Raw genomic sequence first — 21087 nt, 5'->3', positions numbered from 1 at the left:
AAACACGAAGGGTCGTCGCACCACACGAGTGAATCGGGAACAGGATGCTGACCACCATCATGTACGTGACGATCTACGTCACTGATCAGGACCGCGCGCTGGGGTTCTACACCGAGGGGCTCGGCCTGGAGAAGCGGATCGACTTCCCGGGACCGGACGGACGTTTCCTCACCGTCGGCGTTCCCGGCAGCCCGGTGCAGATCATCCTGTGGTCTCATGCGGCGGCCGCCGGACAGCCGGGCGACGTGGGCGAGCCGGCCGCACCCGGGCCGCTGATCCTCGAATCCGACGACCTGCGAAGGGATTTCGAGATCCTGCGCGAGCGCGGCGTCGTCTTCGAGCAGCCCGGACCCGAGGACTATCCGTTCGGGGTCCGCGTCGAAGCGGTGGACCCGGACGGCAACCGGATCTCGCTCCGTCAGCCGCGAAAGCCGTGACCGCCCACCCGAACGTGAGGCTGACCGTCGACACCCCCGGCGGCCTGGTCGTCACCCTCGGCGCGACCAGGGTCGCCGCCGGGGCCGGCATGTTCTCCGGCGAGGCCGCCCGCCACCGGTCCGTGCTGGTCAACGGCGTCCCCGGCCACATGTCCTGGCGCCTCGACGGAACACCGCTGTCCGTCATCGCCGTCACCGTCACCGGAGGCCGGATCACCGGCATCCACATCGTCGTCGACCCGGCCAAACTCGCCACGATCGACCTGCCCGCCCCGCCCTGAGCCGGTGTCGCCGAACGCGTCCTGCCCTTCTCCCGGTCCACCAGCCGCGCGGCATCACCCCGTGGGGGTATCGGCACCAGCAGCGACCGGGCCGGTCGGCCGCACGCGCTGACCCGGCCGGGCCCGGCACCGGAACTGCTCCCGGCGGGCGGCGCAACTCCCGGCGGACGCTACCGATCTCACGCTGGTCGGCATTGTCGAGAGCTCGGGAGTCGTTGATGGCCGTATCCGGCGCCGTAGCACTGCTCGCGAGTGTGGTGGCGGTGATCGGGCTGGCGAGCGCCACCGGCGCCGCCGACGCGCTCGGGTCCGAGCCGTCGGCGGCCCCGGCGGCCGAGGTCGCGACGGCCCCGGCCGAGGCCGGCACGCCGTTCATCAAGGTCGTCACCGCGCAGCCGGCCCGGCCGGAAACGACGCGACATCCGGCGGCGCGGTCTCCCGGCGCCACGCCGGCGGCCGCGACATCGCCGAGCACGCCGTGCGCCACCGGGCGGTGGCAGCACGATATCGAGCGGGACCTGGACAGCCTGGGCGGTTACGGGGCGGTGACCGTGGACGGCCGGCAATCGCCGGGTGACTGCGCCACCATCCGGGCCTTCCAGCACCGGTTCGGGATCCGGCCGGCCGGTGGGCAGGCGGATGCGACGACCGCCGACGTGGCTCGCCGGATCACCGCGAGCTCGACACCCGAGCGCCGGAGCGCCTGTGGCGCCGCCGCGCAGGTCACCGCCTGTGTCGACCTGACCCTGCAGACGGTGTGGGTGATGCGGGGCTCGGATGTGGTGGCGGGGCCGACCGTCATCCGGTCCGGGTTCCGTGGCCACGCCACTCCGGCCGGCACCTACCGGATCAACAAGCGGGCGCAACGGGAGTGGTCGGACCCGTACGCGGTGTGGCTGCCGTACTGGCAGCGTTTCGTCGGCGGGATCGGTTTCCACGAGACGACGACCTACCTGCACGACGCGCGGCGCGGTTCCCACGGCTGCGTCAACCTGCTGCACGACGACGCCGTCGCGATGTTCGACCTGCTCGACATGGGCGCCACGGTGCGGACCTTCGGCCGCCGGCCGGGCACCTGATCGCCCTCGGCGTGCCGGCAGCGGCTCGTGCCGCCGCAACCGCCGGCCGGAGCGGCGAGGCCGAGATGACCGGTGGTGAACGGCCGGTCCGGCGCACGAACGGTGCGCACCGAGCCCGTGGGGTGCCGATCCAACGGCGTCCGGTGGCGCGCTAGCGTGGAGCGGTGAACGCCGCAGCCACTGCTCCCACCGGGTTCATCACCCGGTGGGTGCTGCTGGTCTGCACACTGGTCGGGCTCGCCGCCATGCACACCATCGGGCACACCGGCCCGACCGGCGGCATGCACCCGGCTGCCGCTTCCACCGCCACGGTCATGGTCGGCGTGCCGGGCGCCGTCGCCGCGGTGAGCGCCGCGGCGCCGTGTCTCGACGGTCACTGCGACGGGCACGGCTCGATGGACCCCTTCAGTGTCTGCATGGCGGTCCTGCAGGGTCTGGCCGTCGCGGTGCTGCTCGCGGTGCTGCTGCTGACCGTGCTCGGTGGCCACGGTCGCCCGCATGCCGCGGCGCGACCGGCCGCCGGAGCGCCACGGGCGCCACCGGCCCGCAGGACGGGTTTGACGATCGCCGAGATTTCGGTGCTGCGTATATAGGTCACCGCGTCACCCGTACGGCCGCATGCGGCCGTACGGGAAACGGTGCACGCCTTCGTCATTCCCCTGAATCCTGTGAAAGGCCTCTGTGATGATGCGTTCTTCTGTGCTGCCCTCGTCCGGGCCGCGCCGTGGCCTGCTGGCCGGCGCCGCCGTCACCACCGCCCTGCTGCTGTCCGCGTGTGGCGGCGGCGATCACGACACCCCTGCCGGCGGCGGCATGAACCACGGCGCTCCCACCGCGTCGGCCGCGGCGTCGCCGGGTGCGGCCTTCAACGAGGCCGATGTGATGTTCGCCCAGATGATGATCCCGCACCACGAGGAAGCGGTGGAGATGGCGGCCATGGCCGACGGCGCCGCCGGCACCCAGGTCAAGGACCTGGCCGCCAAGATCAAGAAAGCTCAGCAGCCGGAGATCGACACCATGACCGGCTGGCTCACCACCTGGGGCAAGGCGCCGATGCCCGACATGAGCGGCGGCATGGACCACGGCGCCATGCCCGGCGCCATGTCGGAATCCGACATGGCCGCCCTGCACGACGCCAAGGGCGCCGCGTTCGACAAGCAGTTCCTCACCATGATGATCAAGCACCACGAGGGCGCCGTCGAGATGGCTCAGGATCAGGTGGCCAAGGGGTCGAACCCGCAGGTCAAGGCCCTCGCCGCGAAGATCGTCACGGATCAGGAGGCGGAGATCGCGACGATGAGGGAGATGCTGGCCGGCCTGTGAGCCGACGGCTGCGGCCGGGCGCCGGGCGGCGCCCGGCCGCAGCCGGAGCATCGTGGCCGGGCGGTTCGGGTGTGGCGGCCATCGCGCATTGGTTGATACCCCAGGGGGGTATGGGTATAGTCGGTGGCGTGAGAGCGGCGCCCGGCCGCTCGCCCGTTCGTGAAGGAGACCGTCATGGCGACCCGGACCACCTACACCGTGACCGGCATGACCTGCTCGCACTGCGTCAACTCGGTCGACACCGAGATCCGGCAGATTCCCGGCGTGACCGATGTCCAGGTCGACCTGGCCTCCGGCGGTGTCACGGTCACCAGTGATCAGCCCCTCGACGAGACCGCGGTCGCCGCGGCCGTCGACGAGGCCGGATACGAGCTAGCGAGGTAGTCATGAACACCCCCACCAAGCTGGGAGTCTTCGGCCTGGGGCTGGCGGTCGTCTTCACCGCCGCCCTCGGTTTGGGCCGCACCGTCGGCCCCACCCCGGCGCCCGCCGGTGCTCCCGCCCACGATCAGCACAACGAGCCCGCCGCGCCGGGCAACGCCGTTGTCGCGGTGCCGGCCGGGTTGCAGGTCACCCAGGACGGCTACCGGCTCCTGCCGGTCACCACCGCACTGGCTGTCGGCGCGCCTCAGCCGTTCCGGTTCCGCATCCTCGGACCCGACGACAAGCCGGTCACCGACTACACCACCAGCCACGACAAGGACCTGCACCTGATCGTGGTCCGCCGTGACCTGTCCGGCTTCCAGCACGTCCATCCGAGTCTCGCGGCTGACGGGACCTGGTCGATCCCCCTCGCCGTCGCCGCGCCGGGTCAATACCGCGTGTTCGCCGACTTCCAGCCCGCCGGGCGCACCGACGGGCTGACCCTCGGCGCCGACGTCCCGGCCGCCGGCGACTATCAACCTCGCCCGCTACCGGCGGCCCAGCGCTCCACCACCGTCGACGGCTACACCGTCACCCTGGCCGGTGACCTCGTTCCGGGCGGTTCGTCGCAGCTCAGGCTGTCGGTGAGCAAGGACGGCGCACCGGTCACCGACCTGCAGCCCTACCTCGGCGCCTACGGACACCTCGTCGCCCTGCGCGACGCCGACCTGGCCTACCTGCACGTACACCCCGACGGCGAACCCGGCGACGGCAAGACGGCAGCCGGACCCGACATCGTCTTCCACACCGACGTCCCCTCGGCCGGCAGTTACCGGCTCTATCTGGACTTCCAGCACAACGGCACCGTGCGCACCGCCGAGTTCACCGCGACCGCCGGCGCCGCGCCGCAGGCCGGCGCGGCCGCCGGCACACCGGCTCCGGCCGCTCCCTCGGCGGCGCCGAGCGCGTCCGGGCACGGCGCCGACGGTCACACCCACGGTTAGGGAGAAGCATCATGGCGATCACGCGGCCGCTGCCGGTGGCCCCGAATCAGATCGAGTTGTCGATCGGCGGCATGACCTGCTCCTCCTGCGCGTCGCGGATCGAGAAGAAGCTCAACCGCATGGAGGGCGTCACCGCCACCGTCAACTACGCCACCGAGAAGGCATACGTCACCTACGACGACGCGATCACCCCGGACGCGCTGATCGCCACCGTCGAGAAGACCGGCTACACCGCGGCTCTCCCGCCGCCACCGGTGTCCGCCGACGACCCGGCCGCTCCGGCCGAGCCCGCCGACGACCTGCGGGCGTTGCGGACCCGGCTGTTCACCGCGATCGCGCTCAGTGTCCCGGTCATCGTGCTCGCGATGGTTCCGGCCTGGCAGTTCACCTATTGGCAGTGGGCGTCACTGACGCTCGCCGCGCCGGTCGTCGTCTACGGCGGGCTGCCGTTCCACAAGGCGGCCTGGACCAACCTGCGGCACGGCGCCGCGACCATGGACACCCTGGTCTCGCTCGGCACCCTGGCCGCGTTCGGCTGGTCGCTGTGGGCGCTGTTCCTCGGCACCGCCGGCGAGCCGGGGATGACGCACCCGTTCAGCCTCGCCATCGGCGGCACCGACGGGATGGACGCCGTCTACCTGGAGGCCGCCGCCGGGGTGACCATGTTTTTGCTGGCCGGCCGCTACTTCGAGGCCCGCTCCAAGCGGCGTGCCGGCGCCGCGCTGCGCGCTCTGCTGGAGATGGGCGCCAAGGACGTCACCGTGCTGCGCGGCGGCGCCGAGGTCCGGATCCCGGTCGGGCAGCTGGCCGAAGGCGACCGGTTCCTGGTCCGGCCGGGGGAGAAGATCGCCACCGACGGCGTCATCGAGGACGGCACCTCGGCCGTCGACGCGAGCATGCTCACCGGCGAGTCCGTGCCGGTGGAGGTCGGCCCCGGCGACACCGTGGTCGGCGCCACCGTCAACGCGGGCGGCCGGCTGATCGTGCGGGCCACCCGCGTCGGCGCCGACACCCAGCTGGCGCAGATGGCCAAACTCGTCGAGCAGGCACAGAACGGCAAGGCCGCCGCCCAGCGTCTGGCCGACCGGATCTCCGGGGTGTTCGTGCCGATCGTCATCGCCCTCGCCGTGGCGACGCTGGGCTGGTGGGTCGGCACCGGCAGCGGCTGGACGCCCGCGTTCACCGCCGCCGTCGCCGTGCTGATCATCGCCTGCCCGTGCGCACTGGGTCTGGCCACGCCGACCGCGCTGCTGGTCGGCACCGGCCGTGGCGCCCAGCTCGGCATCTTGATCAAGGGCCCGGAGGTCCTGGAATCGACCCGCCGCGTGGACACGATCGTGCTGGACAAGACCGGCACCGTCACCACCGGCCGGATGACCCTCGCCGCTGCCGTCGCCGCCGACGGCCAGGAGCCCGATGAGCTGCTCCGGCTGGCCGCCGCGGTCGAGGCCGCCTCCGAGCACCCGATCGCCCAGGCCATCGCCCGTGCCGGCGCCGATCGAGGCCCGTTGCCCGCGGTGACCGGCTTCAAGAACCTGGAAGGGCTCGGCGTCACCGGCACCGTCGACGACCACGACGTGCTCGTCGGCCGGCCACAGTTGCTGCGCGAGCACGGCTACACACTGACCGCCGACATCGAGCGGGCGTTGAAGGCCGCGCGGGAGTCGGGACAGACCGCCGTGGTCGCCGGCTGGGACGGCCTCGCCCGCGGGATCCTCGCCGTCTCCGACGCGGTCAAACCCACCAGCCGAGAGGCGATCACGGCCCTGCGCGGTCTCGGCCTGACTCCGGTGCTGCTCACCGGCGACAACGAGAACGTCGCCCGGGCCGTCGCCGCCGAGGTCGGCATCGACGAGGTGATCGCCGATGTCCTGCCCGCCGGCAAGGTCGACGTCGTCAAACGACTGCAGGAGCAAGGCAAGGTCGTCGCCATGGCCGGCGACGGCGTCAACGACGCCGCCGCTCTCGCACAGGCCGACCTGGGCCTGGCCATGGGCACCGGCACGGACGTCGCCATCGAAGCGTCCGATCTGACGCTGGTCAGTGGTGATCTGCGCGCCGCCGTCGACGCCATCCGGTTGTCGCGGCGCACCCTGCGCATCATCAAGAGCAACCTGTTCTGGGCCTTCGCCTACAACGTCGCGGCGCTGCCCCTGGCGGCCGCGGGGCTGCTCAACCCGATGATCGCCGGCGCCGCGATGGCGTTCAGTTCGGTGTTCGTCGTCGGCAACAGCCTGCGGTTGCGTCGCTTCACCAGCATCGCCACGCGGTAACCCGGCGGACGTCTTCCCCGCTGCCCTGCCCGCCGGCCCGCGGGCGGGGCAGTGCCGCGTGGGTGGGACCCGGGGGTGACCGGGCGCTAGGCCTTGACGAGGCGGGCTATCGCCGCGGTCGCTTCCTTGATCTTCGCGTCGGCGTTGCCGTCGGCGGCCGCCTGCATCACACAGTGCCGCAGATGGTCCTCCAGCAGACCCACCGCGACCGCCTGCAACGCCTTGGTCGCCGCCGAGATCTGCGTGAGCACGTCGATGCAGTAGGTGTCCTCGTCCACCATCCGCTGCAGACCGCGGACCTGACCCTCGACTCGTTTGAGCCGCGCCATCAGCGCCTGCTTCTCGGCGGAGTACCCGTGGGGCCCGGTCGGCGTCGCCTCGCTCATGCCGCCAAGGTACCCCACACCGGTATCCAGCGGCCTCGACGGCGAGGCATGCGAAGGATCACCCGGACGGCGTGGGGAACCAGACGCGGAACGTCAGCGGGGCATGACCGAACCGGTCGTGCCCCGCTGACGTGATGATCCGGGCAGCCGTCAGACCAGACGCTTGACGACGTAGTTGCGGCTCCAGATCTTGTGCTTCGTGACCGTCTTGCCGGTACGCGGCGACGACCACATCTTGCCCCCACCGGCGTAGATTCCGGCGTGGGTGCCGTACGACCCGGACCGGATGATGATGAGGTCGCCGGGCCTGGCCTTTGCCTTGCTGACGGACTTGCCGTACCGCTGCTGCAGATTCGCCTTGTGCGGCAGCTTCTTGCCCGTCGCCTTCTTGTAGACGTACAGGGTGTACCCGGAGCAGTCGAAACGCTTGGGTCCTACGGCGCCGTACTTGTACCGCTTGCCCTTGTGCTTGGCCGCTTCGGCGACGACGCGCGTGCCGGCCGCCTGTGCTTTCGCGGCGGCGGTGGCGGTCGTGACCATTGCCGGACGACCGGCGGACACGCTGATCTGCGGCAGCGCCAGGGCCGGGGAGACGGCTGCCGCCGCCGGAGCGGCGGAGGCTGCTTGCGGTGCGCCGAGGCCGCCGGCGAACAGCCCGAGGCCGACGGACAGGGCGATGCTGCCGGTGCCCAGTTTGCGCAGGCCACGGCTCGAGATGCTTTCGTGCACGGTGAAGGAATCCCTCCGGCACGCCTGCGAGGTTAGCTGTCGGGTTCGGGCGGGAAGGATTGCCCGGCCGCTTGCAGCGGCTTCACCCCAAGGTCCGCCAGCGGGCCGCTAGGACGCGTCCTGCCGGTCGTGGACCAGAAATGGTTCCCCCGTCCCTGCCCCCGTCTGCCTCATGAATGGATCGTGCGTGTTCGTGTCGTCGGACCGGGGCAGGGCTCGGCGTGGTCCGGATCGTCACGAGCGGTGAGCGTGTGCTCGCCACACACCTTTGATAGCCGACATTCCGGGGTGATCGCCGGGCCGTTGAGATGACGCTGGGTAATCGAGGCGGGAGGCCGTGTCCGGTTTGGAAGGGCGCCGCGAAGAATTCCGTAACTGATCGCAGGGGGTCGACTACTTTGCGGCGATATTCGCCTGTGAAGCAGAACACACGAAAAGCCGTTTTCGTGACGAGTGGACTGTGGGCAGTGCGGTGCGTTCCACCGGTTGCGCGCCACCCGGTCGGCGGCCGGGTGCGAGCCGATCAGTGTGCGTCCATCGTCCGAACCCCCGAGCCGCACCGCCGCCACCGCGGGCCGACGGATGTGGGAAGTCCGGCGGAGGTCCCGCCCGAAGGCGGGCCGGGTCCACTCGTATGTGGGACGTCGCCTCCCTGGCCGGGGCGGTGACGTGTGATTAGCATGAGCCGGGAGTGAGCCGAGCGGCGGAGGGTGCGGCAGACCCTCACCGGCGCCGGCCACGGCGCTGCTCCAAACCCCGGCGGCGGTTTCGATGGTTCGCAGGCGCGTCCGTTCGTGGAGCGGTCATGGATCCGTCAAGGTCACCGGCCAGACCGGCTGTTCAGATTCGACAGGTCGACGGCGTGGGTGTCGATGATCCCGCCGTCCCCGGCGGACGGCTTGGCGGCGAACGTCTTCTGGTCGCCGACTTCCACGCCCTGGACATGCGGCGGTTGCGTTCCACTGTGCGGGACCGGAGCCGTCGGGCCGGTCTGGCCGGCCCGGAGTTGGCGCAGTTCGTGCTGGCGGTGCACGAAGGGTGCGCGAACGCCGTGCTGCACGGCGGAGGACGAGGCCGGCTGGTCCTGTGGCGGCGAGCGGACCTGCTGTGCTGCAGAATCACCGACGCGGGTCCGGGCATGCCCCCGGGCTGGCGGCTGGAGGGCCACCGGCGGTGCGACTCAGTGCTGGCGCCACGCGGACTGTGGTTGATCAACCAGGTGTGCGACCACGTGGAACTCGCCAGCGACCGCGGCGGCACCCGCCTGCTTCTCAGGTTCCGGATACCGGTCCCGGCCGGTGGGTAGGGACCCGGATGGGCGGCCTCCGCGGACCGATTCTCCGGGTGATGATCCATCCCGGGGGCGTGTGCGAGCTCGGCCGGTGAGACCGAGCGCAGGTGCCGGGGTCTGACGTGGCGGACGTAGAGTTGGAGAACCCAGGTGATCTGGTAGGCCTCACAAGCTCCAGACCGCGGTGCGCAAACCAGCGGACGGAGCCGGCCATGAACGCTACCCAGACAGCATCCTCAGGCGATCGAGATCAGCTGATCGCCCGGGCGTTCGTGGAGCTCGCGGCGGCCGCCGGCGAGGGTGGCCACGCGGTGGACGTGGCGCACACGTTGGCGCGGTGGAGTCTGCGGCTGCTGGACGTCAGTGGCGCCGGAGTGATGCTGCCCGACCAGCGCGGGGTGCTGACATCGATGGCGGTGTCGTCCGAGGCCGTTCGTGCGCTGGAACACGAGGAACTGGCCGCGGGCCGCGGCCCGTGCGTGGAGTCGCACCGTCAAGCCCGCGAGCTGGTGTTCGCTGACGTCGACATCGCCGACGAGCGGTGGCCGGGCTTCGGGCCGTCAGCGCGCGCCGGCGGGATCCGCGCGGTCCACGCCTTCCCGATGCTCGCCGGCGAGAAGGCGGTCGGGGTGCTGAACCTGTTCCGGCCGAGCACGGGTGGGCTGGCCGGCCCGGACTCCCACCTGGCCCGGTCGATGGCGGCCGCGGCCGGCGACACCGTGTGCCGGCTCCGGCGCCAGGCCCGGGCCGAGATCCGGATGGGCGAGTTGACCACGGCGCTGGCCGAGGCCGCCAGCGTCGAACGCGCCAAGGGCATGCTCGCGGTCCGGCTGCACCTCGACCCGGACACCGTGTCGGCGGTGCTGCGCCACACCGCACGCGCACGAAGGCTGCGGGTGGGTCAGCTCGCCGAGGCGGTGCTCGCGGGCACCGGAACGGTCGACTTTCCGTTGGTGGTGGACCCGCCGGACGCCGACGATGGTTCGTGAACGGTGTGCGGCGACCCCGGGGGCGGTGACCGTCGGCGGGGCGGTGTGCCGGTGTCGCACTAGCATGGTTGCGGGAGACGACAGCCGGCCGGGCGTTCTCGACCGAGCGCCGCGCCGGGCTCCCGCTCGCCGCGATCGAGCGACCGCACCGGAGAGGGAGCGGCGATGACGGATGACGCCACCCCGGCAGGTCAGAGCGCGGATCACCTCAGCACCGCATTCCTGGAGATCATCACTGCGGGTGCCCAGTGCGACGACTCCCTCGAACCGGTACGCGCGCTGTTGCGGTCCACCCGGCGGCTTCTCCGCGCTGACGGCGCCGGCGTGTTCCTGGCCGACACCGAGGATCGGCTACGGGTGGTCGCGGTGACCTCGGCGGCGGTGGGCCGTCTCGAAGCCACCGAACTGGCGTGCGGACGCGGTCCCTGCGTGGAGTCGCACCGGCGGGCCGTGCCGGTCGCCTACCCCGACGCGGAAGTCGCCGACCCGCGCTGGCCCGGCCTGGGACCGGCGATCCGCGCCACCGGCGCCCGCGCGGTGCACGCCATCCCGATGCTCGGCGGTCGCCGCCGCCCCATCGGCGTGCTCCATCTCTTCCACATCGAGCCCGGTCTGCTGGACGAGAAGACCATCACCATGGCCGGCGCCCTGGCCGGCGCCGCCGCCCACACGGTGGGCCACCGCGACGCGCTGCGCTGCAGCCGGTTACGCATCAAGCACCTGGAAACCGCACTGGCGAGCCGGGTGATCATCGAACAGGCCAAGGGCATGCTGGCCGTCCGCTGGCGGATCAGTCCGGACGCCGCGTTCGCGCGTCTACGTCAACTGGCCCGCGACACCAACCAGAACCTGCACGAACTGGCCGGTGACATCGTCGCGGGAACCTTCCAGCCGGCCGCCGGGGTCGACGGCCCGGAACCCGGGCAAGACCCATGACGACACCCGACGGCCGCTCACAGCAGCTGCTACGTCAACTGGTGTCCGCTCTCCGTGCTCGCGGTGGCATCACCGCCCTGGCCACCTCCTGCCACCAACAGCTACCCGACCTCGACGGCGTCACCGTCAGCATCTACGCCGGTTCACAAGGCTGGCTGCTGCTCAGCGACAGCGGTCCGCACGCCGACCAGTTGGAAGACCTTCAGAACCGGCTCGATCAGGGGCCACGCCTCGACGCCGTCACCCACGGCGAACCGGTTGTCGCCGCCGACCTGACCGCCCCGGTCGCCTGCCGGCGCTGGCCCGCCTTCACCGCCTGGGCGCTCGCCCACGGCATCCGCGCGGTGTTCACCTTCACCGTCGTGCACGACGCCAGCCCGATCGGGGTCCTCACCCTCTACCGCGGCACCGCCGGACCGCTCACCGCCCAAGCCGTCGAACACGGCGCCCGTTACGCGCTCGCCGCCGCGGTTCTGCTGCTCGACACCATGACGGTCAACCGCGCCGGCGATCTCCACATGACCATGCCGGCGGGTGCCGCCGCCGTACAACAAGCCGTCGGCATGGTCATGGCGCACACCGGCGCCGACGCCGACACCGCCCTGCACCTCCTGCGCGCTCACGCCGACAAGCACGCGCGGCCCATGCACGAGGTCGTCAGTGACACCCTCGCGGGCCGGCTGACCTTCCGCCCCGACCCCCCTGACTCATCGGCCGGGTAGCGCCCGGCGGATCAGCGGAGCAGGGCGGCGGCGTCGTCCACATCGGCCCCGTCGACCGCGGCGGACGAGCCGAACAGCGAGACGGCCTGATAGTACGTCCAGGCCAGGCTGTGACAGGCCGGGCGGGCGGCCGGCGCGGAGGTCGCGCACTCGCGCCTGAGATCGGCGTAGAAGGCCGAGTCGACCAGGGCCTTGCCGGTGGCGAACGCGTTCACCGCCTTGTAGTTGCGGTAGCCGAAATCGTGCCGGTGGCAGGGCAGTCTGAAGTCGAAACCCAGCGGGCGGTCCGGGCTCGCCGAACAGAGATCGGTGTTCCAGTCGAAGCCGTACGCCGACCAGGCCGGCCGGTTCTGGCGGGCGGCGTTCCAGCGGTGGTAGGACGCCGCGGTGCTCTGGGTGAAGGACGAGATGACCGCGAGCTTCTCCGAGGCGGACACGGCGTACGCGGGAGTGGCCGCACCGAGGACGACGGCGACCGTGAGAGCCGTGGTGGCCAGGGCACGGGCCGGTCTGATCCGGGCGGGCAAGGGGTGAGCGGCAGGTGGTGACGCGGACATCCGGTGCTCCTTCGAACGGTCCGTCTCGCCGGCGAACGCCTGGGCCGCCACCCGGTGACCGAACGGCCACTCGGTCGGAAGCCCTCGCCCGGCCGTGAGTGTGAGCGCCGGTCGACGGTTTGCCGGCCCCCGCGCGAACAGGCGCTACCCAGCGATCAACGCGCCGGCGGCCGGATGGTGATTCGTCCGGCGGCGACGCCGTCGATGCGGATGATCTTCTTGCAGGCTGGGACGGGGCGAGGCGTCGCGCCAGAGGGAGACCGGGACCACAGCAATTGGCGTTTTCCCAGGTCAGGACCCCGCGTAAGGGTGCCCTAAGTCTGGATTGACCGATTTAGTGACTGGGGTCGCATTGATCTCAACCTAGGTTGAGGTTTTAGAGTCGCTTCGGCCTGCCGTCGATCATGGGTAGCCGTAACCGAAGCGCGAGATAGGAAGCGACATGAACCGCCCTCTGCGGGTTGCCGTCATCGGAGCCGGACCGGCTGGTATCTACGCGGCCGACCACCTCATCAAAGCATCGGAGACGGTCACCGTCGACATCTTCGACAAGCTGCCCACACCGTACGGGCTGATCCGTTACGGCGTGGCGCCCGACCACCCCCGGATCAAGGAGATCGTCAACGCGCTCTACCGGGTCCTGGACAATCCGCGGATCCGGTTCATCGGCAACGTCTCCTACGGTGTCGACGTCAAGCCGGAGGAGTTCAGCCGCTTCTACGACGCCACGGTCATCTCGACCGGCGCCGAGAAGGACCGGGCTCTGGACATCCCGGGCATCGATCTGCAGGGCAGCTTCGGCGGCGCGGACTTCGCCTCCTGGTTCAACGGCCACCCGGACGTGCCGCGCGACTGGCCGCTGGAGGCCAAGGAGGTCGCCGTCATCGGCGCCGGCAACGTGGCCATCGACGTGGCCCGGATCCTCGCGAAGACCGCCGACGAGCTGCTGGTCACCGAGATCCCGGACAACGTCTACCAGGCGCTCAAGCGCAGCCCGGTCACCGACGTGCACCTGTTCTCCCGCCGCGGCCCGGGGCAGGTCAAGTTCACCCCGCAGGAGCTGCGCGAGCTCGACCACTCGCCGAACGTCGAGGTGATCGTCCACCCCGAGGGCATCGAGTTCGACGAGGCCAGCCTCGAAGCGATGCGGAAGACCCGGCACGTCAAGATGTGCGTCGACATCCTGCAGAACTGGGCCGTCCGCGACCCGCGGGACCGGCCGCGCCGCCTGCACCTGTACTTCCTCCAGGCGCCGGTCGAGGTGCTCGGTTCCGACGGCAAGGTCGTCGGCCTGCGCACCGAGACCCAGGAGCTGACCGGCGACGGCTGGGTCCGCGGCACCGGCGAGTTCACCGACTGGCCGGTGCAGGCCGTCTACCGGGCCGTCGGCTACCTCAGCACCGCGCTGCCGGACCTGCCGTTCGACACCCGGACCGGCACCGTCCCGCACGTCGCCGGCCGGGTCATGGACCTGGACGGCGAGCACGTCCCCGGCACCTACGTGGCCGGCTGGATCAAGCGCGGCCCGGTCGGCCTGATCGGCCACACCAAGGGCTGCTCCGGCGAGACGATCACCAGTCTGCTGGAGGACCAGAGCGAGGGCCGACTGCCGGTCGCGCCCGAGGGCGACCCGGACGCCGTGATCACCTACCTGGAACAGCGCGGCCTGCCGATCACCACCTGGGCCGGCTGGCAGATCCTGGACGCCCACGAGATCGCCCTAGGCGAGCCACACGGCCGCAAGCGCATCAAGGTGGTAGACCGCAACGAAATGACAGCCATCTCTCGCAGTTAAACCCCAAACGCGATCTTGTGGAGTTGCGCCGCACTATTTCCGGGCAACTCCACAAGATCGCGGCGGTTGGGGGTGAGCAGTGACTACAAGCCTGCGTCAGCCAGCGCGCGGTCTACCGGGACTGGGCGTCCCAAGTAGAAGCCCTGGCCCAGGGGCACGCCACAGGCGGCCAGCGCATCCCGCTGAGGCGCCGACTCGATGCCCTGGGCGATCACCGTGCACCCGTTCTCGCGGGCGAACTCGACCAGCGACCGGATCGAGGCGCGGCGGGCGCCCTCGTTCTCGATCCCGGCGAGCGCGTCGCGTCCCAGCTTCAGGAAGGCCGGCTTGAGGAGCTCCATCCGGGCCAGGCTGTCGTACCCCGCCCCGGCGTCGTCGACCGCGATCCGCACGCCGTCCGGCAGGGCCGACAGGTCGGCCGGTGCCGCGTCGTCGACCTCCAGGACGATCGGACGGGTGCTCTCGGCCAGCAGCTGCTCCAGCTCGCGTGACCGCCGCAGCAGGCCGGCGGAGACGTTCACCGACAGCCAGGTGCCCTCCGGCAGCGAGGCCGCCGAGGCCATCGCGGCCCGGACCAGCGCCGCGTCGAGGTCGATGTGCCGGCCCTGCTCCTGCGCGTCGGCCAGACCCCGCTCCGGGGTGCTGCCGTCGGCGAACCGGGTCAGCGCCTCATAACCGACCACCTCGCCGGAGCCCAGCTCGAAGATCGGCTGGAAGACGGTGAAGAAGGTGTACTCCTCGAACGAGCTGGACGGCGCCTGCGGGCCGCGGGCGCCCCGGCGGCTGGCGGCCGCCGCCTGCGACGACCGGACCGCGACCATGCCGGGCGAGTTGCCCTCGGCGCCGTAGTGCAGCACCGAGGCCCAGTCGCCGATCGCGCCGGCCGGGGCCATCGCCCGGGACTCCGCGTGACCGGACGGGGACGCCTGCCGCGGCGCGACCGCGCCACGCGACTGCTGCTTGGGCTGCACCGGGCGGTACAGCCAGCCCTTCAAGTGGGTGAACAGGTCGACGAGGGTGTTGCCGAGGCCGACGAAGGCGATCATCGCGTACGAGGCGAGGACCAGGTTGACGGCGGCGAAGACCAGGTTCGCCCACTGTCCGAGCTGGATGTCCCGGACCACGGTGTACGCGCAGAGCGCGATCAGCAGCAGCGGGGCGAGCAGGTAGGTGGTCGCCGCGGTCGTCCGGTCGCGCACCTTCGGCGTACGTTTGAACGCGCTCTTCTCGCCGGTGAGCAGCTGGAGGAGCGAGGCGAAGCTGCCGGAGAGGTTGACCGGCAGCAGGATCAGGTTGAAACCGTAGATCCGCAGGATGTCGATCCGCTTGTACCCGACGTACTTCAGGTCGGCGGCCATCATCATGAAGTACGGCACCGACACCATCAGCAGCACCGGGTTGAGCAGGTCGGCGTTGAACGGGTACGCCAGCATGACCACCAGACACACCGAGCTCCAGAAGATGGAGGCCATGTAGTTCACCCGGAGGAACAGCTCACCGAAGCGGTTCTTCTGCCCACGCGCCGCCTTGGCCCGGAACTGGTCCTTGAGGCGGGACAGGATGAGCAGGCCGCCGTTGGCCCAGCGCTGACGCTGGATGGCGAGCGAGCCGAAGTCCGGCGGGGTGGCGCTGTACGCCAGCCGCTCCGGGTAGTTGTACAGCGTCCAGCCGTGCACCCCGAGGTCGATGGTGGACTCGGTGTCCTCGATGACCGTGCGGTCCTGGATGTAGCGGCGGATCTCCCAGTCACCCTCGTAGGCGACCTCGCAGATGTCGTCCAGTGCCTTCTTGCGCAGCACCGCGTTGGCGCCGACCCAGAACGTCGCACCGTAGTGGGTCATGCCCTGGTGCACGATGTGCTGGATGTCCGTGGTGGCGCCGGAGATCCGCTCCAGCCGGGTCGCCGCGCCCGGGAACGCGCTGTACGGCGTCTGCGACACCGCGCACTGGGAATAGGCGCCCTGCTCCATCAGATGGACCAGCCGCAGGCAGTACTCCGGCAGCAGCACGCTGTCGGCGTCCAGGGTGAGCACGTAGTCCGGGTTCGGGATGGTCAGCTCGGCCCGGCCGGCCCCGGCGGCGACCAGCGCGGTCCCCATCGGGGTGCTGACCTCCTGGTAGCTGCCGCCCATCAGCCCGATGTAGCTGTTGAGGTTCATCGCCTTGTTCGGCTCGCCGGACAGCGAGACGTACCGCTTGCGCTCGAAGCCGGTCATCGTCACGTCGAAGACGGCGAGCAGGCGCCGGTACAGCTGCACCAGCCGGTCGACGGGCAGCACCGCCTCCTCCGCGGCGCCCCGCTCCAGAGCCTCGGCGATGGTGCCGAGATCACCGGCGAGACGGTTCACCACGTGCTCGACGAAGAAGACGTCGGTGTGGTCGACCACCTCCTGCCGGTGGCCCAGGCCGTAGAGCCAGCCCACCGCGGACTGGTACTCGGCGGCCAGATCGCGCATGTCGCCGACGGTCGCGACCCGGGTGGGACGCTCGGCGACGGCCTGCTCGAAGGTGTCGTAGGCGGCCTGTGCCCGGTTGAACGGCACGGCCAGCTCGGCCTCGATCCGGCCGGGCAGCGCCCGCGCGCTCAGCAGCATGTCCCGCGCGGCCCGCGTCTTGGGCTGCTGCGGGTCGTCGATGAGCAGCACCACCCGCAGGCCCGGGTACTCCTGGAGCGCCGCCGACAGCAGGGTGGTGCGAATGACCCGCTCGTCCTCCTGGTACGACGGCACCAGCACCGTCACCGACGGGGTCGGCCCGGCCAGGAACGGGTCCAGGGCGATCCGCGGGGCGCGGTGGTGTGCCCGGCTGCGGTAGAAGAAGCCGATCCGGGTGATCAGGTAGGCCATCGCCGAGCCCATCAGCGCGGTGACCACCACCATGTAGGCGATGGCCTCGGCCACCAGCCGCGCGCTGCTCGCCTTGCCGACGATGAACTGCTCGAACACCGTGTAGGCGATGTAGCCGGCCCAGACCGCGATGGTCAGGACGATCGCGAGCCGGCCGCGGGCGATGCGGCCCTCGGAGACGGGCGGCGGAACGATCGGCTGGGGAGCTGACCGGCGGTCGGCACCCCATTGGCGCGGGGCGTCCGGCCGGTGTTGCTCCACCGGGTTGCGCTGCATTCGGTTGCCTCTCACTGGGGGTGCGACATGGGGTGCGACGCCGGGTCTGGCGTGATCCGCCGCCATTCGTCGACGCCACCATCGGCGGGTCCGGCGGGTCGCTTGAAGGTTTCTGGCCGGTTGCCTTCAGCGGTCGCGTGGCCTGCCGATTCCTCTGCTCGAAGGACCCCACCCGAACGAGAGGGCCAGCATGCTCACCGACCGCACCACCCCGCTCCTAGTGCGGCCGGAGCCGGAAGATCCACTCGCGGATCCGGACTGGCGTGAGCCCGACGTTCCGGTCCAGAGACTCTCCTGGCTCAGGCTCGGCTTCCTGATCCTCGTCGTGGCCGGGCTCGGCGCCGGTGGCGCCGCCGCGGTGGTGCACTACCGGGAGACGGCCGGCCCGACCGCGAAGTCGTGGGCGGTGCCGTATGTCGACGTCACTCTCACCCCCACCTTCGAGTTCCAGGACCCGGCGGTGAACCCGGCCAACGACGTGGCCCTCGCCTTCGTGGTCGCCGACCCCTCCGACGGCTGCGCGCCGAGCTGGGGCGGGGCGTACACCCCGGACGAGGCGGCCGCCTCCCTGGAGCTGGACCGCCGGATCGAGCAGCTCCGGGCGGCCGGCGGCGACGTCATGCTCAGCGTCGGCGGGCTGATCAACACCGAACTCGCGGTGGCCTGCACCGACGAGGTGCGGCTCACCGACGCGTACCGCCAGCTGGTGCGCCGTTACCAACTGGACACCCTGGACCTCGACATCGAGGGCACGGCCGTCGCCGACAAGGCGTCCCTGCAGCGCCGGGCCGCAGCGCTCAAGACGCTGCAGGCCGAGCGGAAAGCGGCGGGCGGCACCCTGGACGTCTGGCTGACGCTGCCGGTGGCACCGAACGGCCTCACCGCCGACGGCGTCAACGCGGTCCGGACCACCCTGGAGGGCGGTGTCTCGCTGCGCGGCGTCAACGTCATGACCATGGACTACGGCAACGCGGGCACCGAGCCCGACATGCTGGAACTGGCCGAGAGCGCGCTGGAGGCCACCCACAAGCAGCTGTCCGATCTGTACCTCCAACTCGGCGTGCAGCTCACCTCGCCCGAGGTGTGGGCGCGCATCGGCGCCACCCCGATGATCGGGCAGAACGACATCGACGCCGAGCGGTTCACCGTCGACGACGCACGGGGCCTCGCCACCTTCGCCGTCGACAAGGGCCTCGGCCGGGTGTCGATGTGGTCGCTGAACCGGGACGCGCCGTGCACCGGCACCTTCACCAACGTGGTCGTCCACTCGAACACCTGCAGTGGCGTCTCACAGGAGAAGCTGGCCTTCTCCAAGATGTTCATCGACCTGCCCGGCGGCACGGTCGGCGACTCCGGCCGCGAGGCGGTGACCATCCCGGCGCAGTCCGGAGTCACCGACGACCCGGCGAAGAGCCCCTACCCGGTGTGGCGTCTCAGCGCCCAGTACGTGCGCGGCTACAAGGTCGTCTGGCACGGCGTGGTCTACGAGTCGAAGTGGGCCAACCAGGGCATGGACCCGTCGGCGGCCAGCGACTCGGCCACCCCCAGCCCATGGTCGGTGATCGGCCCGGTGACCGCGACCGATGTCGCGCCGTCCCCGAGCCCGACGGTGACCGGGGTGACCGCCGAGTGGAGCCCGGAGACGGTCTACGCCCGCGGCCAGAAGGTGCTGTTCAACGGCCTGCCGTACGAGGCCCGCTGGTCGAGCACCGGCGACGCCCCGTCGACGGAGTACCCGATCAGCCCCGACGACCCGTGGAAGCCGCTGTTCGTCGTCCCGGGTGAGCCCGTCACCGGCTGAGAGCACGCTCGAAAGGTCCCCGGCCTGGTGGCCGGGGACCTTTCTCACTTCAGGCGCCGGCGCACGTCCTCGGCGGTGCTGGGGCCGGGCTTCCAGGCCGCCACCCAGGGCGTGTCGGCGGGCGGGGAGATCACACCGTCCTCCAGGAACGCGTAACGGCCGGCGAGGACCCGCTCCGCGGCCCGCACATCCAGGCTGTCGGTGTTGTCCCACAGGGCGGCGAACCGTTCCTCGGCCCGCAGCCGGGCCTGCCGGCAGAAGAGATCGGCCAGCTCACGGCCCTCCGGGCGGTCGTCGCGTTCGGCGTGGGCACGCACGCACACCGCCGACATCGCGAACAGCTCCGCGCCGATGTCCACGATCCGGCCCAGGAAGGCCTGCTTGCGCTCCAGCTTTCCCTGCCAGCGCGACATCCCGTAGAACGTGGACCGGGCCAGCTTGCGGGACGTGCGTTCCACGTACCGCAGATGGGCCGCCAGCGGGCCGAACTCCGCGTACCCCGCGGGATGGTGACCGGTGCCCACCGCGAGGGTGGGCAGCCAGCGGGCGTAGAACGCGCCGGCCCGCGCCCCGGCGCGGGCCTTTCGGGAGAGATCGGCCTCCGGGTCGATGATGTCGCCGGCGACCGACAGGTGCGCGTCGACCGCCTCCCGGGCGATGAGCAGGTGCATGATCTCGGTGGAGCCCTCGAAGATCCGGTTGATCCGCAGGTCGCGGAGGATCTGCTCGGCCTCGGACGGGCGCTCGCCGCGAGCGGCCAGCGACTCGGCCGTCTCGTAACCGCGGCCGCCCCGGATCTGGATCAGCTCGTCGGCCACCTGCCAGGCGATCTCGCTGGCGAACAGCTTGACCAGCGCGGCCTCGATCCGGATGTCGTTGCGCTGGTCGTCGGCGATCAGGCAGCACAGGTCCAGCATGGACTCCATCGCGTACGACGAGGCGGCGATGAAGGCGATCTTCTTGGCCACCGCCTCGTGCTCGCCGACCGGACGGCCCCACTGGACCCGGTCGGCCGACCACTCGCGGGCGATCGCCACCGCCCGCTTGCCCGCGCCGACACACATCGCGGGCAGCGAGAGCCGGCCGGTGTTGAGCGTGGTCAGCGCGATCCGCAGGCCCTTGCCGAGGTCGCCGATGACGTTCTCGGCCGGCACGAACACGTCGTGGAAACGGGTCACGCTGTTCTCCAGGCCGCGCAGGCCGAGGAACGCGTTGCGCCGCTCCACCGTGATGCCGGGGGCGTCGCCCTCCACCACGAAGGCGGTGATGCCCTTCCCCGGGACCTTGGCCATCACCACGAGCAGGGTGGCGATCGTGCCGTTGGTGGCCCACAACTTCACCCCGTTGAGGCGGTAACCGCCGTCGACCGGCTCGGCCACCGTGCCCAGCCGGGCCGGGTCGGAGCCGACGTCCGGCTCGGTGAGCAGGAACGCGGACACCTCGCCGGCGGCCAGCCGGGGCAGGAACGCCTTCTTCTGCGCGGGCGTGCCGAACATCTTCAGCGGCTGCGGCACGCCGATCGACTGGTGCGCCGACAACAGGGCGGCGAGCGCGGCGTTGACCGAACCGGTCATCGTCAGCGCCTGGCAGTAGTGCAGGTGGGAGAGCCCGAGTCCGCCGTACTCCTCGTCGATCTTCATGCCGAAGGCGCCGATGTCGGCGAGGCCGCGGAAGACCTCGTCGGGGATGCGCGCCTCACGTTCGATGCGGGCGCCGTCCACCTCGGAGCGCAGGTACGCCTCGAGGCGGTCCAGGAACTCCGGCCGGGCCTGAGCCGCCGGGCGTGGATGGATCAGGTCGAGCCGGAACCGTCCGAGGAACAGTTCCTTCCCGAAGCTGGGCTGCCGCCACTCGGACTCTCGAGCGGCCTCAGCGGTCTGCCGTGCCTGTTTTTCCGAGACGTTCGCGCTCATGGGCGTTCCCTCCTTGAGGCCACGCTACGCACTCGCGTTACCGTGCGGTAGCCGTGAGTGCGCCACCGGGGCGCGCCCGGCACTCT

19 protein-coding genes and 1 riboswitch are annotated in these 21087 nt (G+C 71.1%); of the genes, 14 read left to right on the top strand and 5 right to left on the bottom strand.

The genetic code is table 11. From position 1 onward, the window contains the following. Positions 1 to 44: 44 nt before the first annotated feature. From QLQ12_RS22535 to QLQ12_RS22500, 8 genes are all read left to right on the top strand, one after another. The gene (locus QLQ12_RS22535; RefSeq protein WP_282762273.1) at positions 45 to 437 is read left to right on the top strand and encodes a VOC family protein; all 393 of its coding nucleotides are present in this window, start codon (positions 45 to 47) and stop codon (positions 435 to 437) included. Beyond that, on the top strand, positions 434 to 718 hold the full coding sequence (locus QLQ12_RS22530) for a sigma-70 family RNA polymerase sigma factor family protein (RefSeq protein ID WP_282762272.1): 285 nt from the start codon (positions 434 to 436) through the stop codon (positions 716 to 718). Before QLQ12_RS22535 ends, QLQ12_RS22530 begins: the two co-directional genes overlap by 4 nt. Before the next feature lie 218 nt (positions 719 to 936). Next, positions 937 to 1797 (top strand): L,D-transpeptidase, encoded by an 861-nt coding sequence (locus tag QLQ12_RS22525; protein ID WP_282762271.1) that lies wholly within the window; start codon positions 937 to 939, stop codon positions 1795 to 1797. Positions 1798 to 1961: 164 nt separating this feature from the next. After that, complete coding sequence (locus QLQ12_RS22520; protein ID WP_282762270.1) at positions 1962 to 2390, top strand: DUF6153 family protein; 429 nt, start codon at positions 1962 to 1964, stop codon at positions 2388 to 2390. Between the two features lie 91 nt (positions 2391 to 2481). After that, positions 2482 to 3120 (top strand): DUF305 domain-containing protein, encoded by a 639-nt coding sequence (locus QLQ12_RS22515; protein WP_282762269.1) that lies wholly within the window; start codon positions 2482 to 2484, stop codon positions 3118 to 3120. A gap of 174 nt (positions 3121 to 3294) precedes the next feature. Further along, complete coding sequence (locus QLQ12_RS22510; RefSeq protein WP_282762268.1) at positions 3295 to 3504, top strand: heavy-metal-associated domain-containing protein; 210 nt, start codon at positions 3295 to 3297, stop codon at positions 3502 to 3504. Between the two features lie 2 nt (positions 3505 to 3506). Beyond that, positions 3507 to 4487 (top strand): hypothetical protein, encoded by a 981-nt coding sequence (locus tag QLQ12_RS22505; RefSeq protein ID WP_282762267.1) that lies wholly within the window; start codon positions 3507 to 3509, stop codon positions 4485 to 4487. An 11-nt stretch (positions 4488 to 4498) separates the two neighbouring features. After that, entirely contained in the window at positions 4499 to 6760 is a 2262-nt protein-coding gene (locus tag QLQ12_RS22500; protein WP_407651535.1) for a heavy metal translocating P-type ATPase, read from the top strand. An 86-nt stretch (positions 6761 to 6846) separates the two neighbouring features. On the opposite strand, the gene QLQ12_RS22495 is transcribed toward QLQ12_RS22500, so the two are convergent. Both QLQ12_RS22495 and QLQ12_RS22490 read right to left on the bottom strand, forming a co-directional pair. Further along, positions 6847 to 7146, bottom strand: coding sequence for a metal-sensitive transcriptional regulator (locus QLQ12_RS22495; protein WP_282762266.1), 300 nt, complete (start codon positions 7144 to 7146; stop codon positions 6847 to 6849). A 150-nt stretch (positions 7147 to 7296) separates the two neighbouring features. Continuing rightward, entirely contained in the window at positions 7297 to 7875 is a 579-nt protein-coding gene (locus tag QLQ12_RS22490) for a C40 family peptidase (RefSeq protein ID WP_282762265.1), read from the bottom strand. Positions 7876 to 7881: 6 nt separating this feature from the next. After that, a riboswitch (cyclic di-AMP (ydaO/yuaA leader) is annotated at positions 7882 to 8073 on the bottom strand. Between the two features lie 664 nt (positions 8074 to 8737). Between QLQ12_RS22490 and QLQ12_RS22485 the strand changes: the two genes are divergently transcribed. The 4 genes from QLQ12_RS22485 to QLQ12_RS22470 all read left to right on the top strand — a co-directional run bounded on the left by QLQ12_RS22485 (position 8738) and on the right by QLQ12_RS22470 (position 11813). After that, positions 8738 to 9181 carry an ATP-binding protein gene (locus QLQ12_RS22485; RefSeq protein WP_282762264.1) on the top strand — a complete coding sequence of 148 codons (444 nt, stop codon included), beginning with the start codon at positions 8738 to 8740 and terminating at the stop codon, positions 9179 to 9181. 197 nt (positions 9182 to 9378) lie between these two features. Beyond that, on the top strand, positions 9379 to 10155 hold the full coding sequence (locus tag QLQ12_RS22480; RefSeq protein ID WP_282762263.1) for a GAF and ANTAR domain-containing protein: 777 nt from the start codon (positions 9379 to 9381) through the stop codon (positions 10153 to 10155). Between the two features lie 165 nt (positions 10156 to 10320). Further along, on the top strand, positions 10321 to 11091 hold the full coding sequence (locus tag QLQ12_RS22475) for an ANTAR domain-containing protein (protein WP_282762262.1): 771 nt from the start codon (positions 10321 to 10323) through the stop codon (positions 11089 to 11091). After that, a complete protein-coding gene (locus QLQ12_RS22470) occupies positions 11088 to 11813 on the top strand; it encodes a GAF domain-containing protein (protein ID WP_282762261.1) in 726 nt (241 codons plus the stop codon). The genes QLQ12_RS22475 and QLQ12_RS22470 overlap by 4 nt, the downstream gene beginning before the upstream one ends. A gap of 11 nt (positions 11814 to 11824) precedes the next feature. Here the strand turns inward: QLQ12_RS22470 and QLQ12_RS22465 are convergent, their stop codons facing one another. Then, a complete protein-coding gene (locus tag QLQ12_RS22465) occupies positions 11825 to 12370 on the bottom strand; it encodes a phospholipase (RefSeq protein ID WP_282762260.1) in 546 nt (181 codons plus the stop codon). A 442-nt stretch (positions 12371 to 12812) separates the two neighbouring features. Here QLQ12_RS22465 and QLQ12_RS22460 point away from each other — a divergent pair, with 442 nt between their 5' ends. Beyond that, a complete protein-coding gene (locus QLQ12_RS22460; protein ID WP_282762259.1) occupies positions 12813 to 14165 on the top strand; it encodes an FAD-dependent oxidoreductase in 1353 nt (450 codons plus the stop codon). 83 nt (positions 14166 to 14248) lie between these two features. Here the strand turns inward: QLQ12_RS22460 and QLQ12_RS22455 are convergent, their stop codons facing one another. Next, a complete protein-coding gene (locus QLQ12_RS22455) occupies positions 14249 to 17287 on the bottom strand; it encodes an EAL domain-containing protein (protein ID WP_282762258.1) in 3039 nt (1012 codons plus the stop codon). Positions 17288 to 17477: 190 nt separating this feature from the next. Between QLQ12_RS22455 and QLQ12_RS22450 the strand changes: the two genes are divergently transcribed. Continuing rightward, on the top strand, positions 17478 to 19088 hold the full coding sequence (locus tag QLQ12_RS22450) for a chitinase (protein ID WP_282762257.1): 1611 nt from the start codon (positions 17478 to 17480) through the stop codon (positions 19086 to 19088). Positions 19089 to 19132: 44 nt separating this feature from the next. On the opposite strand, the gene QLQ12_RS22445 is transcribed toward QLQ12_RS22450, so the two are convergent. Then, positions 19133 to 21001, bottom strand: a complete 1869-nt coding sequence (locus tag QLQ12_RS22445; RefSeq protein ID WP_282762256.1) for an acyl-CoA dehydrogenase family protein — start codon at positions 20999 to 21001, stop codon at positions 19133 to 19135. Positions 21002 to 21087: the final 86 nt, after the last annotated feature.

Origin of the sequence: Actinoplanes sandaracinus (assembly GCF_030009775.1) — a bacterium.
In the GTDB taxonomy this organism is placed as follows: domain Bacteria; phylum Actinomycetota; class Actinomycetes; order Mycobacteriales; family Micromonosporaceae; genus Actinoplanes; species Actinoplanes sandaracinus.
Note: the sequence above shows the minus strand (reverse complement) of the source record. Positions and strands in the feature narration are given on the sequence as shown.

Bases quoted from the DNA above. Each gene is read 5' to 3' on its own strand.
- QLQ12_RS22500 (WP_407651535.1), top strand. From the start codon at position 4,499: ATGGCGATCACGCGGCCGCTGCCGGTGGCCCCGAATCAGATCGAGTTG.
- QLQ12_RS22445 (WP_282762256.1), bottom strand. From the start codon at position 21,001: ATGAGCGCGAACGTCTCGGAAAAACAGGCACGGCAGACCGCTGAGGCC.
- QLQ12_RS22495 (WP_282762266.1), bottom strand. From the start codon at position 7,146: ATGAGCGAGGCGACGCCGACCGGGCCCCACGGGTACTCCGCCGAGAAG.
- QLQ12_RS22475 (WP_282762262.1), top strand. From the start codon at position 10,321: ATGACGGATGACGCCACCCCGGCAGGTCAGAGCGCGGATCACCTCAGC.
- QLQ12_RS22450 (WP_282762257.1), top strand. From the start codon at position 17,478: ATGCTCACCGACCGCACCACCCCGCTCCTAGTGCGGCCGGAGCCGGAA.
- QLQ12_RS22515 (WP_282762269.1), top strand. From the start codon at position 2,482: ATGATGCGTTCTTCTGTGCTGCCCTCGTCCGGGCCGCGCCGTGGCCTG.
- QLQ12_RS22525 (WP_282762271.1), top strand. From the start codon at position 937: ATGGCCGTATCCGGCGCCGTAGCACTGCTCGCGAGTGTGGTGGCGGTG.
- QLQ12_RS22480 (WP_282762263.1), top strand. From the start codon at position 9,379: ATGAACGCTACCCAGACAGCATCCTCAGGCGATCGAGATCAGCTGATC.
- QLQ12_RS22460 (WP_282762259.1), top strand. From the start codon at position 12,813: ATGAACCGCCCTCTGCGGGTTGCCGTCATCGGAGCCGGACCGGCTGGT.
- QLQ12_RS22455 (WP_282762258.1), bottom strand. From the start codon at position 17,287: ATGCAGCGCAACCCGGTGGAGCAACACCGGCCGGACGCCCCGCGCCAA.
- QLQ12_RS22535 (WP_282762273.1), top strand. From the start codon at position 45: ATGCTGACCACCATCATGTACGTGACGATCTACGTCACTGATCAGGAC.
- QLQ12_RS22465 (WP_282762260.1), bottom strand. From the start codon at position 12,370: ATGTCCGCGTCACCACCTGCCGCTCACCCCTTGCCCGCCCGGATCAGA.
- QLQ12_RS22470 (WP_282762261.1), top strand. From the start codon at position 11,088: ATGACGACACCCGACGGCCGCTCACAGCAGCTGCTACGTCAACTGGTG.
- QLQ12_RS22505 (WP_282762267.1), top strand. From the start codon at position 3,507: ATGAACACCCCCACCAAGCTGGGAGTCTTCGGCCTGGGGCTGGCGGTC.
- QLQ12_RS22510 (WP_282762268.1), top strand. From the start codon at position 3,295: ATGGCGACCCGGACCACCTACACCGTGACCGGCATGACCTGCTCGCAC.